This window comes from Martinezella tropici, from assembly GCF_003287875.1.
GTDB classification, from domain to species: Bacteria; Pseudomonadota; Alphaproteobacteria; order Rhizobiales; family Rhizobiaceae; genus Rhizobium; species Rhizobium tropici_C.
This window is the reverse complement of record NZ_QMKK01000020.1, coordinates 109,032-121,092: the sequence shown is the minus strand read 5'-3', so window position 1 is coordinate 121,092 and position 12,061 is coordinate 109,032. Positions and strand designations below refer to the sequence as shown.

Here is a 12,061-nt window from a genome sequence, read left to right as displayed (position 1 = left end):
GTAGTCAGCTGGATGAGGGTTATTGGCGGGGTGCGCCCAGCCGCTGGCCGGGAAAATTCCTGTTGGAGGGGCTGATTCGTCATGCAAAAAGCCGAATCTCCTGAGACAACAGGGTCGCTTTCCCAAAAACAAAGCTTTATAGATGCGCGGGTTTGAGCAAGGCGCGCGGCTGCGCGCAGGAAGCGGGAATGGATAAATGACGAACGTTGTAGTGATCGGCTCGCAATGGGGTGACGAAGGCAAAGGCAAGATTGTCGATTGGCTTTCGGAACGCGCCGATGTGATTGTGCGCTTTCAGGGCGGTCATAATGCCGGTCATACGCTTGTTGTCGACGGTGTCAGTTACAAGCTGGCGCTGCTGCCCTCCGGGCTGGTGCGCGGCAAGCTCAGCGTCATCGGCAATGGCGTCGTCGTCGATCCCCACCATTTCGTCGCCGAGGTGGAAAAGCTGCGCGCCCAGGGCGTCGCGGTGACCCCCGATGTGCTGCGCATTGCCGAGAACGCACCGCTGATCCTGTCGCTGCACCGTGATCTCGACGCCATGCGCGAAGATGCTGCCTCCAACAGCGGCACGAAGATCGGCACGACCCGTCGCGGTATCGGCCCCGCCTATGAAGACAAGGTCGGCCGCCGGGCCATCCGCGTCGGCGATCTTGCCGAGCCGGAAACGCTGCCGGCCAAGATCGACCGGCTTCTGACCCATCACAATGCGCTGCGCCGCGGCATGGGCGTCGACGAGATCTCCTTCGATGCCCTGCACGATGAGCTCAGCTCCGTTGCAGAGCATGTTCTTCCCTATATCGATCAGGTCTGGCGGCTGCTCGACGAGCAGCGCAAGGCCGGCGCCCGCATTCTTTTCGAAGGCGCCCAGGGCGCGCTGCTGGATAACGACCACGGCACCTATCCTTTCGTGACCTCGTCCAACACGGTCGCCGGACAGGCAGCGGCCGGTTCCGGCCTTGGCCCGACGGCGCTCGGCTACGTGCTCGGCATCACCAAGGCCTATACGACGCGCGTCGGCGAGGGACCGTTCCCCTGCGAACTGCATGACGAGATCGGCCAGCATCTTTCGACCGTCGGCCGCGAAGTCGGCGTCAACACCGGCCGTCCACGCCGCTGCGGCTGGTTCGATGCCGTGCTGGTGCGCCAGACGGTGAAGACTTCGGGCATCACCGGTATCGCGCTTACCAAGCTCGACGTTCTGGACGGCCTCGACGAGCTGAAGATCTGCGTCGGCTATACGCTCGACGGCAAGGAAATCGACTACCTGCCGGCAAGCCAGGCGGCGCAGGCTCGCGTCGAGCCGATCTACATCACGCTTGAAGGCTGGAAGGAATCGACCGTCGGTGCGCGCAAATGGGCCGATCTGCCGGCGCAGGCGATCAAGTATGTCCGCCAGGTGGAAGAGCTGATCGGGGCTCCGGTAGCACTGCTTTCGACCAGTCCGGAGCGCGAGGACACCATACTTGTGACTGACCCCTTTGAGGGCTAAAGTCGCGTATCTATGACGAATCCCGGCCCGGCTGCCCGTCGGGCATCATGAGAAAGTACTGATGGCGGATTTTGTAGCAGTTATTCGACGGGCCGTTGACGGCCTGGCCGAAAATACTCCCGAAATGCGGGTCAAGGTTTATGATCGAGCTCGCGGTGCCGTGCAGCGGCAGCTCGAGAGCATGAAGCCGCGCCCCCCCGAGGAAATGCTGCGCCGTCAGCTCGACAAGCTCGAGGCCGCAATCGTCGAGGTCGAGGCCGAGCATGCCGAGGCCCTTCCCGGAGCGGAGGAACCGATCGCGGAAGCGCCCGAGGTGCAAGAGCCTGCGGTGCACGAGGATGTTGCGCCCGAGCCTGTTTACGAGCAACATCCGGCTGAGGACGTCCATGCCGAAGCGGATGTGGAAGAGCCTGCAGCGGCTCCGGCCGAGGCTCATGCCCATGAGGAACCGGACGTTGCCCCGCCGGCCCACGAAGAACCTGTCCGTGAGGAGCCCGCTCACGAAGAGCCTGCTTCGTATGTGGAGCAGGACCATGCACATGAGCATCAGGTAGCCGAGGAATGGAGCGAGCCGCATCGTGAAGAGGAACTCCATGTTCCTGCTGCTGAACATGCCGGCGCCGAGCACCATGCCGAGATAGACGAGGCGCCGGCGGTCGAGCCGGTTTATCAGGACGAGCCGCAACATCACGTGGAGGAAGCGCCGGCGGTTGCCGTTGAGCCTGTCCAGGCCGCGCCCGACCAACGCGCGCAATATACGCCGGTCGACGACGTCATAAGCCAGGTCGAGCAGATCTGGGCCGAGGTGGATGCGCCGACTCGTCATTCCGCGCCCGAGCCGGTCATGCCGGCCGCAGCTTTCGCGGAGACGCCGTTCGGCCATCCCGTCGAGGCATCCGAGGCCGCAAAGGCGCCGGCCATCAACAAGGGCTTCGTCTGGGATGCCGATGTCTTCGAGGAATTGCAGTCTTCGTCTACCGCTGCCAAGCCGGTCCAGCAGCCGGCTCGGCAGATGCCGGAAAACGCCTTTGACGACGTCGATCTCTTTGCGGATGTGCATTCTCCCAGCAAGACGGCGCCTGATGCCGATGCTGCCAGCGATGGCTGGCGCGAACTCAAGGAGCTTGCCGGCTTCGATAAGCGCGCGGAAGACGAGCGCGGTGGTGGCTCCTCCGGTCCGCCTGATCTCGACCAGGGCATGGCGGCAAAACTGCAGGGCCGCAGCTTCCGCATGGAGCCGAAGCGCCGTCGGCTCAACATTACCGGCATTATCGTCACGCTTGTGGGACTTGCGGTCGTTGGAGGCGGTGGCTATGCGGCCTGGCTGAACCGTGATGCGCTCAACAACATGGTGACGAAACTCGTCAGCTCGGCAACGAAGAATGGGGCAACGCCACCTGCGGCTGATACGGCAGGCAACAATGCACCGAAGAACGGTAACGCTTCCGCCCCCGCCCAGCAGCAGGCGGCCGCGCCGCAGCCGAACAATCCGGCGAGCCAGCAGCCGTCGGGTGCGGGCAATACGGATGTTGCCGCGGTGACCAGCGACCCGAATACGGTCAACACGAAGTTCACGCAGCGTCTTCTGGCCAATGGCACGGAAGAGGATCAAGGGCCTGCCCCCACCGGTCAGCCGGGTGTCGTCGAGGGCAAGTCCGTTGCGCAGCAGAATGTCGCTTCCGCCGCACCCTCCGCGACGGCGACGCCGCCGGCGAACAATGCTGCTGCCGCGCAGACCCAGGCACCTGCGACTGCCGCGCCGAACCCATCCGCTTCCGCGGACCAGCAGACACCCCCGGCCAGCCAGCAACAGCAGGCACCTGCCAACCAGCCGCCGCCTGTGACGCAGCAGACGGCGACGGCTACCAACGGGCAGAAGGTTTTCCTTTATGAGGAGCGCCTTGGTCAAACGTCGCCATCCGCCTTCCAGGGCACGGTCACCTGGTCCGTTCAGGAAGGCAAGGGGGCTGATGGCCGGCCGGAGCCTTCAGTACAGGGTCTTATCACCGTTCCGGATCGCGGCCTGACCGCTACCATCACCGTTTCGCGAAATTCGGATTCCTCGCTTCCGGCGAGCCATCTGATCGAGCTGGCGTTCCAGGTTCCCCCGACTTTCGAAGGCGGAGCGATCGATAATGTCCAGCGTGTGGCGTTGAAGGCGACCGAGCAGGATCGTGGCGATGCGTTGATCGCGGTGCCGGCCAAGGTGACCGATGATGTCTATATGGTCGCGCTCAACGATTTCCCCGATGCGCGCAAGACCAATCTCGATCTCTTGAAGAGCCGTAACTGGATCGATATTCCGGTCGTCTATCGCAACGGCCGGCGCGCCCTGCTGACGATGGAAAAAGGCCCGACCGGCACCGATGCCTTCAACAAGGCGATTTCGGAATGGCAGGCACTTGGCGGTGTCGCCTCGAACGGTCAGTAAGGCTTCTGAAATCGATGGATATGCAAAAGGCGGGCTTGCCGCCCGCCTTTTGATTTTCACCTATAGAGAAATCTATCCGAAGACAGGCTTCAGGCCGTCGCTTCAACGACGCGAAGCGCCTTGGCGCGTTCCAGCGCATCCTTCTGAACGGCTTCCTGGACCTTTTCGAAGGCACGAACTTCGATCTGGCGGACACGTTCGCGGCTAATGTCGAATTCAGACGAGAGATCCTCCAACGTCACCGGCTCATCGGCGAGGCGGCGTGCCTCGAAGATGCGGCGTTCGCGATCGTTCAGCACGCCCATGGCGCGCGCCAGCATGCGGCGGCGCGTGTCGAGCTCGTCCTGTTCGATCAGCACGTCTTCCTGGCTGTCGTGATCATCGACGAGCCAATCCTGCCACTGGCCGGAATCGCCCTCGGAAGCCTTGATCGGGGCGTTCAACGAAGCGTCGCCGGAAAGGCGGCGGTTCATCGAAACGACTTCCTCTTCCGAGACGTTCAGCTTGGTGGCGATCTCGGCCACGTGTTCCGGCTTCAGATCGCCATCGTCGATAGCCTGGATACGGCCCTTCAGCCGGCGCAGGTTAAAGAACAGGCGCTTCTGGTTAGCCGTCGTGCCCATCTTCACCAGCGACCAGGAGCGCAGGATATATTCCTGGATCGAAGCCTTGATCCACCACATGGCGTAGGTGGCTAAGCGGAAGCCGCGTTCCGGGTCGAACTTCTTCACGGCCTGCATCAGGCCGACATTGCCTTCCGACACGACTTCGCCGATCGGCAAGCCATAGCCGCGATAGCCCATGGCGATCTTCGCCACGAGGCGCAGATGGCTGGTGACGAGCTTATGCGCGGCCTGACGGTCGGCATGTTCCGCATAGCGCTTGGCGAGCATGTACTCTTCCTGCGGTTCCAGCATCGGGAACTTGCGGATTTCATCGAGATAGCGATTGAGGCCGGCTTCTCCGGCAGCAATAGACGGTAAGGTATTACGGGCCATGATTTTGCACCCTCCTATTCGAGATTTGGTTCCTCCTGGGGGCGTATTTTGCGCGCCTTCTTCGAAGCGGACCAAGGCGTACGGGTCCGAGGACCCCGCACTGAACCAATGTAAAGATAAGTACGGCGAAATGGTGATTCAAGGATGTGGTCACGCAAGTGTTATTGCAGCGTGACCGCCGGTCCCGCCGTGACTTCGCCCTTGGGTTTATCCTCCCGAATGCTCCGGCACCAGGCAACTCGGTCACATAGACCTCGAAAACGCGGTCGCGTTTTCGATAGACACAAGCGCTCGGACTTCGGTCCTCCATATCTGGCATTATAGGGCGGCAGGCCGTGAACGTCCAGCCGCTCGCTCCGGAGACGAACTCCTAGCCCCTGAGAGCTTCAACCAGTTCTTCCATATCCTCGGGCAGTGGCGCCTCGAAATGCATGACCTCGCCGGTACGGGGATGCTCGAATTGCAGCATGTAGGCATGCAGGGCCTGGCGGGTGAAGCGGTTGACGACCTGCTTTGCGGTCTCGGGCAGAAGATTGGCCTTGGTCTTGAAACCACCGCCGTAGACGGCGTCGCCAAGCAGGGGGTGACCGATATGCGCCATGTGCACGCGGATCTGGTGGGTGCGGCCGGTTTCCAGATGGCAATCGATCAGCGAGGCGAGTGCAGTCGAGTCCGGCGTCTCGTGAAAGCGCTCCAGCACCTCGTAATGCGTGATGGCCTCATCGGCCTCCTGTGAATCCGGACGCTTGACGGCTCGGCGGGTGCGGTCGCTGCTCGACCGGCCGAGGGGCGCATCGATGGTGCCGACAAGCTGGCGGGGGCGCCCCCAGACAATGGCCCGATAGGCACGCTCCAGCGAAGTCGTCCTGCCATGATCGGCGAATTGCAGCGACAGATGCCGGTGGGCGATATCGTTTTTGGCGACGACCATCACGCCAGTCGTATCCTTGTCCAGCCGATGCACGATCCCTGGACGGCGAACGCCCCCGATGCCGGAAAGGCTGCTGCCGCAATGATGGATCAGTGCATTGACCAGCGTGCCGGTCCAATTGCCGGCGGCGGGATGAACGACCAGCCCGGCGGGCTTGGAGATGACGATGACATCGTCGTCCTCGTAGAGCACGTCCAGCGGAATATCCTCGCCCAGCGGCGTCGGGTCTTCCGGCTCGGGCAGGGTGATCTCGTAGACATCGCTGGGGCGAACCTTGCGCTTGGCGTCGGTCACCGGCGCGCCGTTGAGCCTAACGGCGCCGTCCTTGATCAGCGCCTGCACGCGGCTGCGGGAAAATTCCTCGCCGATCTCGGCCGTCAGCCATGAATCCAGCCGTCCTTCGGCATTTTCATCGGCGGTTAGGACTTTTCTAATGCCCGCGGCTTCTTTAAAGGGGTCGCTCAAATCTATTCTCCGGCGCTCAAAGCGCTCTTCAGGAAGCAAGGACGCATCGATGACGAATCTCGAGCCAGACGATCAAGAGGAAAAACCCCTCGATCCGGCCCTGGAGAAAGTCCGACGCAAGATGATCCGCCTGCAGATCGTCTCTGCGGCCGTCATGGTGGTGAGCCTTATGGCTGTCTTCGGTGCGGTTGTCTACAAGACGATGAAGCCAGCGGCCAAGCCCGCAGGGCAGGCGGCGTCCGGCATTCCGTCCGATGCCCCGGTTGCGGTGACGGCACTGCTGCCGGCGGGCTTTACGGTGCAGTCCACGGCGCTGTCGGGCAACCAGATCCTGTTCTACGGCACGCTTGCCGGCGGCCAGCGCCAAGCCATCGTCTTCGACTACGGTATCGGCCGCATCGTGGCGACCGTATCGCTGTCCAACTGACGGCCTGACGATGGCGAGTGAGCGGCTCATCGAGATCACGCATCCCGACGATCCGCGTATCGCCGAATTCCGCAATATCCGCGAGCGCGATCTGACAGGTCGCGAGAACCGCTTTGTTGCGGAAGGCACTGTCGTGCTGCGGCTTCTTGCCAGCGCTCATTCGGCGGCTGGCGATTTCACCGCCGAAAAGGTGCTGCTCCTCAAGAACCGCGTTGCCGGCCTAAGCGACATCATCGACACCTTCCCGTCGGATGTCCCGATCTATGTCGCCGAAGCCGAGGTGCTCGACGGCATTGTCGGTTTCCATCTCCATCGCGGTGTTCTGGCAATTGGACGCAGAACGGTGGAAGACGGGATGAGCGGCCTTCTCGATCGCCTCCCGAAGCACGCGCTCGTGCTCGTCGGCTGTGGCATTTCCAATCACGACAATATGGGTTCCATGTTCCGCAATGCGGCAGCCTTCGGCGCGGATGCGGTACTGCTCGACGAGAGCTGCTGCGATCCGCTCTATCGCAAGGCGCTGCGGGTTTCGGTCGGTTCGATCCTGACCGTGCCCTACCGCCGGCAATCGAGCAGCGTGGAGCTGCTTGCGGCGCTGGCCGAGCATGGCTTTGCGATCTGGAGCCTCTCGCCGCACGGGGCGGTCGATATTCGCGACGTCACGGCTTCGGAGCGCATGGCGCTTGTCGTCGGCACGGAAGGGGACGGTTTGCCGGAGAGTATTCTGTCCGCCTTCGACAGCGTGCGCATTCCGCAGGCGCCGGGGCTGGACAGTCTCAACGTCGCAACGGCCAGCGGCATCGCACTTTACGAGATGGCAGCGAAGCACGGCCGCATCTGAGCAGGGCGGTCAGGGATGCTTCGGCAGCATGGCCGCGACGCGATCGGCAAGGCTGAGGCGCGCACCCGAGTCGGCGGGTTCTCTATCCTTCGGCAGGAGATCGAAGATCGGAGAGCTATCGCCCTCCTTCAGCGCCGTCAGCGCCACCATATTGGCAGCGATCTTCGCGATCTCCTCGCGCATGGCGTCGTCATGCGCGGGCGAGCGGGTCTTTGCCAGACGGTCCGAAAGAGCCGTAGCCCGGTTGCGGACCTCTTCCGTCATTTCGGCGATCTCGTCTTCCACTGTCCGTTCCGGTTCTGCCATTTGCGGCGGTTCTGCAGATTTTGCCTGATCATCGGCGGTCGCGATCACCGCGGCGGCTGAAAGTTTCGGCGTTCTTGCCGGCTTTTTCGGTGGCGTTAGACCGGCGGCGCGCAACGCCTTGCCGGCCTCCTTGGATTCCCTGACGGCGGTCTCGAGCCGCTCCCTCAGTCGGATGACATCCTGAGCCTGCCGCTCGATCGCGGTTTCCTTGTCGGCGCTGCCGGCGATCTCGCGATTGAGGCGCTCCTCGAGCCGCTTGTTCTTGTCGCTTTCCTGCCGCAGAGCCTGTGCGGCATCCGCAGCGCGCAGGTTTGCCGCGCTCAGCTCCTGGCGCAGCGTATCACGCTCGTCCCGCAATGTATTGATGCGCAGCTTCAGGCTTTCGATTTCGGTTTCGCGCGTTGCGAGATCGATCTTGAGATTGTCCGTGTCGGCGGCCATCTTCGTCATCCGCTTGCGCAACCCGTCGATATCGGCTTCTTTTTCGGCACTGGCCTGCTCGGCAGCATGGATGCCCGATTTGAGCTGGCTGATATAGCTCTCCTCTTGCCTCAGGCGGGAGCGCAGTTCACCCGCTTCCGCTTCCAGATCGTCGATGCGTGTCTGCAGCTCCGCGTTTCCGGCGGAGAGGCGGCTCGCTTCCTGCTGAAGCTTGCCATTATGGATCTGCAGGGCAACGGTCTTGTCGCGCTCCTGGCTCAGGGCGTGTTCGGTTCTGGCGTTTTCGGCCGCAAAGAGGGCGCGCGCCATATCCTTCTGCGCGCGCACTTCCTGAGGGCTCAGCGGCATGGTCGCCTTCAGGCGCTTTTCGGTGAACCAGACGATGCGGCGATGGATTGCCGGCGCGATGAGAAAGACCAGAAGAGCGGCCGTCAGAAAGCCCAATCCGAACAAGAGAGCAAATTGAATCACGACGCGGCCAGTATCCTGGAGTTATGTTCGATCTCGATAAAATGATTAATCATGGGTTAGCCATGCGGGCAAGCGTTTAACGCGGATATGGTTTATCGGCACGAGGACGAATTTACGGAAAGAAAAGGCCCGCGATTTGCGCGGGCCAAGGTGGGGCGCCTGGGAGACCATATGAGGCCCGGGATCAGAAAGGATTCCAGGTCGGGCTGGACGTAACCTTCAGATAGCCGAGGTTGACGCCAAGGCGGGCGCCAAGGCCAGTGCGGATCGGCACGAGGACGATGTTGTTGTTCTTCAGTACCGTCATGCCGAAGCCGGCAACCACGAAAGCCTGGCCGCTGACGCCGCCAAAGCGCGTATAGACGCTGTCAATGCTCGGCAGGTCGTAGACCAGCATCATGACGCGGGTGCCCTGGCCGCCATAATCGAAGCCGAGCGACGGACCCTGCCAGTAGAGCGGATGCTCGCCGGCGTTCTTGGTGTTGAGCTGGCCCTCGCCGTAGGTCAGGCCGGCGAGGAACGCCCCGGAACCCTCCTGGCCTAGAATATAGCCATTCGGCAATCCATATTGCTGGAAGGCCCGCTCGACCACCTTGGCGAGGCCGCCGCTGGTGGAACCGAAGAAAGAATGGCCGGCATCGACGATTTCCTGCGCCGAGTACTGATTGGTGGGCGCGGCAGAAGCCTGGCGGACCGGCAAGGCGAAGCTCACGAATGCGACAATGGCCAGGATCAGGCCGAGGCCGAGCGTCCTGGTGCCGGGGCTTGGCATTCTCTTGAGGAGTTCATAGCGCATGAAAGTCATCCGTTCATCATGGTCGGTGCAACGGGGACGAATAAGCAACGCATTCGGCTGAATGCGCCACGCATGGCACGCCCCCATATTCAGACCATTCCGCCCATCTATCGCAGGCCGATTCGCGTGCGAAAAAGTCTGATGGTGATGAGTGCATTTTGCGTCGATGGTCTTAACAATCGGTTTACCAAATATGGTGTCATTATGGCGCGCGGTACACTGGCTGCGACAACCCTCGGGCAACCTTACCGTGGCAACGTGGACTCGACTGCATTTTGCCTTGCCAGCATTCAGGAGACAATGAATGTCGAAGAACCCGAATCTCACTTTGACCGGACCGGATCTGGCCGCACTGCTATGCAGCCGCGTCTGCCATGATGTGATCTCCCCGGTCGGGGCGATCAACAATGGCCTGGAGCTGCTCGACGAGGGTGGTGCTGACGCCGATGCCATGGATCTGATCCGCACAAGCGCGCTCAACGCTTCCGTCCGCCTGAAATTCGCGCGCCTTGCCTTCGGCGCTTCGGGCTCGGTCGGGGCCTCGATCGACACGGGCGAAGCGGAGCGGGCGGCCAAGGATTTCGCCGCTGCCGAGAAGAAGACCGAGGTCAACTGGATCGGCCCGCGCGCCATCATCGCCAAGAATCGCGTCAAGCTGCTGCTCAATCTCTTCCTCGTTGCCTATGGCGCCATCCCGCGCGGTGGCAATATCGACGTGACGCTCGAAAATCCGGAATTCGACGCCAAGTTCACGATCACCGTGAAGGGGCGGCTGATGCGCGTGCCACCGAAATTTGCCGAAATCTGCTCGGGTACCCTGGAGGAGGCGATCGATGCACATTCGATCCAGCCTTACTACACGGTTCTTCTTGCCGAAGAGAGCGGCATGGAGCTTTCCTACAATGCGACGCCGGAGGAATTGACCTTCGTGGCGTCCATGGCAGCACAATAAACGGATCGGTTCACCGGTGTCTTTCACCCGCGGTCGAGCATCGGCGGCGGGTTTATTTTTTCGTGCATTGAAAATTCTGTGCAATCTTGGGGTTGTCCGCTCAATTGATCATGTAGCGGTAACGAATCCTTAGCTTGCTGCTCCTATCGTTTCAATTTGAAGCCGGCATTGGATGATGGCGGCTGATGCCAGGGAGCTCATAGATGCAGCGGTTCATGATAACGGATACATCGGATGTCGTACGGAAGGTCGGCAAACGAATCCTGTCCGAGCTGGATTTTCTCGTGAGCGAAGCCGGCGATGCACGTGAGGCGCTGATGCGCTGCCAAGCCGAAATGCCTGATTATCTGATCGTGGATGCCGGCATGGAAGGGGCGCTCGAGCTCATCGCCAGCATCCGGGCAATGCCCAATGGCAAGGACGTGAAGATCTACTACTGCGTCATCGAGGCTGACCTTCGCAAGCTGATGGCCGGAAAGCGCGCGGGCGCCACCGATTTTCTGCTGAAACCATTCGATCGCAAGATCCTGACGGCCATCTTCGGCGATCGTGCGGCGGCCGCGTAAATTTTAACGAGGCATATCAAGCAGCGATAGCCGTCTTTCGAGGCGGCTGTTCTTTTGCGCTCCATTGCAGCGCCAAAAAAAATCCCGCCTGAGGAGGCGGGATTTCCGTGTATCGGCGGTAAAGGCAGGTTTGGCTCAGGCGCTTTCGGCGAAATCGCTGCTGTCGGGCTCGCGCAGCACATAGCCGCGGCCCCAAACGGTTTCGATATAGTTGGCGCCGCCGGCGGCGTTGGCCAGCTTCTTGCGGAGCTTGCAGATGAAGACGTCGATGATCTTCAGTTCCGGCTCGTCCATGCCGCCATAGAGATGGTTGAGGAACATTTCCTTGGTGAGTGTCGTGCCCTTGCGCAGCGAGAGCAGCTCCAGCATCTGGTATTCCTTGCCGGTCAGATGCACGCGCTGGCCGCCGACTTCGACGGTCTTGGCGTCGAGGTTGACGATGAGCTCGCCGGTCATGATCACCGACTGGGCATGGCCCTTGGAACGGCGGACGATGGCGTGAATGCGGGCGACCAGCTCGTCCTTGTGGAAGGGCTTGGTCATGTAGTCGTCGGCGCCGAAGCCGAGTCCGCGAACCTTGTCCTCGATGCCGGCCATGCCGGAGAGGATCAGGATCGGCGTCTTGACCTTCGAAAGGCGCAGGGTGCGCAGCACTTCGTAGCCGGACATGTCAGGAAGGTTGAGATCGAGAAGAATGATGTCGTAGTCGTAAAGCTTTCCGAGATCGACGCCTTCCTCACCGAGATCGGTGGTATAGACGTTGAAACTTTCGGATTTGAGCATCAATTCGATGCTCTGCGCTGTCGCGCTGTCGTCTTCAATGAGTAGAACCCGCATAATTGTCCCCTTTACCGCCGCCGAAAGGTCGTCAGCCCCCTTACGCGATACCGATCAAATCACTGGTTGATTTGGAAGCTGCCATGCAATGGTTAACAAATTCTGAT

11 protein-coding genes are annotated in these 12,061 nt (G+C 61.4%); 6 read left to right on the top strand and 5 right to left on the bottom strand.

Going from position 1 to position 12,061, the window contains the following annotated elements; translation table 11 throughout:
• The first annotated feature begins 196 nt into the window (after positions 1–196).
• Together DQ393_RS03780 and DQ393_RS03775 are read left to right on the top strand one after the other, a co-directional pair.
• On the top strand, positions 197–1,492 hold the full coding sequence (locus DQ393_RS03780; RefSeq protein WP_112340470.1) for an adenylosuccinate synthase: 1,296 nt from the start codon (positions 197–199) through the stop codon (positions 1,490–1,492).
• 61 nt (positions 1,493–1,553) lie between these two features.
• Positions 1,554–3,923 (top strand): hypothetical protein, encoded by a 2,370-nt coding sequence (locus DQ393_RS03775; protein WP_112340469.1) that lies wholly within the window; start codon positions 1,554–1,556, stop codon positions 3,921–3,923.
• Positions 3,924–4,012: 89 nt separating this feature from the next.
• Here DQ393_RS03775 and rpoH read toward each other — a convergent pair whose 3' ends face one another.
• On the bottom strand, positions 4,013–4,921 hold the full coding sequence (gene rpoH, locus DQ393_RS03770) for an RNA polymerase sigma factor RpoH (protein WP_112340468.1): 909 nt from the start codon (positions 4,919–4,921) through the stop codon (positions 4,013–4,015).
• A 370-nt stretch (positions 4,922–5,291) separates the two neighbouring features.
• A complete protein-coding gene (locus DQ393_RS03765) occupies positions 5,292–6,317 on the bottom strand; it encodes an RluA family pseudouridine synthase (protein WP_112340467.1) in 1,026 nt (341 codons plus the stop codon).
• Between the two features lie 49 nt (positions 6,318–6,366).
• On the opposite strand from DQ393_RS03765, the gene DQ393_RS03760 reads away from it, so the two are divergent.
• Entirely contained in the window at positions 6,367–6,744 is a 378-nt protein-coding gene (locus DQ393_RS03760) for a hypothetical protein (protein WP_112340466.1), read from the top strand.
• Between the two features lie 10 nt (positions 6,745–6,754).
• The gene (locus tag DQ393_RS03755) at positions 6,755–7,585 is read left to right on the top strand and encodes a TrmH family RNA methyltransferase (protein ID WP_112340465.1); all 831 of its coding nucleotides are present in this window, start codon (positions 6,755–6,757) and stop codon (positions 7,583–7,585) included.
• Between the two features lie 9 nt (positions 7,586–7,594).
• Here DQ393_RS03755 and DQ393_RS03750 read toward each other — a convergent pair whose 3' ends face one another.
• Together DQ393_RS03750 and DQ393_RS03745 are read right to left on the bottom strand one after the other, a co-directional pair.
• Positions 7,595–8,803, bottom strand: coding sequence for a hypothetical protein (locus tag DQ393_RS03750; protein ID WP_112340464.1), 1,209 nt, complete (start codon positions 8,801–8,803; stop codon positions 7,595–7,597).
• A gap of 184 nt (positions 8,804–8,987) precedes the next feature.
• On the bottom strand, positions 8,988–9,599 hold the full coding sequence (locus DQ393_RS03745; protein WP_112340568.1) for a DUF1134 domain-containing protein: 612 nt from the start codon (positions 9,597–9,599) through the stop codon (positions 8,988–8,990).
• 304 nt (positions 9,600–9,903) lie between these two features.
• On the opposite strand from DQ393_RS03745, the gene chpT reads away from it, so the two are divergent.
• Complete coding sequence (chpT, locus tag DQ393_RS03740) at positions 9,904–10,551, top strand: histidine phosphotransferase ChpT (protein WP_112340463.1); 648 nt, start codon at positions 9,904–9,906, stop codon at positions 10,549–10,551.
• A 203-nt stretch (positions 10,552–10,754) separates the two neighbouring features.
• Positions 10,755–11,117, top strand: a complete 363-nt coding sequence (locus DQ393_RS03735; RefSeq protein ID WP_112340462.1) for a response regulator — start codon at positions 10,755–10,757, stop codon at positions 11,115–11,117.
• 135 nt (positions 11,118–11,252) lie between these two features.
• Here the strand turns inward: DQ393_RS03735 and ctrA are convergent, their stop codons facing one another.
• The gene (gene ctrA / locus DQ393_RS03730) at positions 11,253–11,954 is read right to left on the bottom strand and encodes a response regulator transcription factor CtrA (RefSeq protein ID WP_069611718.1); all 702 of its coding nucleotides are present in this window, start codon (positions 11,952–11,954) and stop codon (positions 11,253–11,255) included.
• Between the last annotated feature and the right edge of the window lie 107 nt (positions 11,955–12,061).

Excerpts from the sequence above, each read along its gene's own strand:
- DQ393_RS03780 (WP_112340470.1), top strand. The coding sequence starts at position 197 with ATGACGAACGTTGTAGTGATCGGCTCGCAATGGGGTGACGAAGGCAAA.
- DQ393_RS03775 (WP_112340469.1), top strand. The coding sequence starts at position 1,554 with ATGGCGGATTTTGTAGCAGTTATTCGACGGGCCGTTGACGGCCTGGCC.
- rpoH (WP_112340468.1), bottom strand. The coding sequence starts at position 4,921 with ATGGCCCGTAATACCTTACCGTCTATTGCTGCCGGAGAAGCCGGCCTC.
- DQ393_RS03760 (WP_112340466.1), top strand. The coding sequence starts at position 6,367 with ATGACGAATCTCGAGCCAGACGATCAAGAGGAAAAACCCCTCGATCCG.
- DQ393_RS03755 (WP_112340465.1), top strand. The coding sequence starts at position 6,755 with ATGGCGAGTGAGCGGCTCATCGAGATCACGCATCCCGACGATCCGCGT.
- DQ393_RS03745 (WP_112340568.1), bottom strand. The coding sequence starts at position 9,599 with ATGCGCTATGAACTCCTCAAGAGAATGCCAAGCCCCGGCACCAGGACG.
- chpT (WP_112340463.1), top strand. The coding sequence starts at position 9,904 with ATGTCGAAGAACCCGAATCTCACTTTGACCGGACCGGATCTGGCCGCA.
- DQ393_RS03735 (WP_112340462.1), top strand. The coding sequence starts at position 10,755 with ATGCAGCGGTTCATGATAACGGATACATCGGATGTCGTACGGAAGGTC.
- ctrA (WP_069611718.1), bottom strand. The coding sequence starts at position 11,954 with ATGCGGGTTCTACTCATTGAAGACGACAGCGCGACAGCGCAGAGCATC.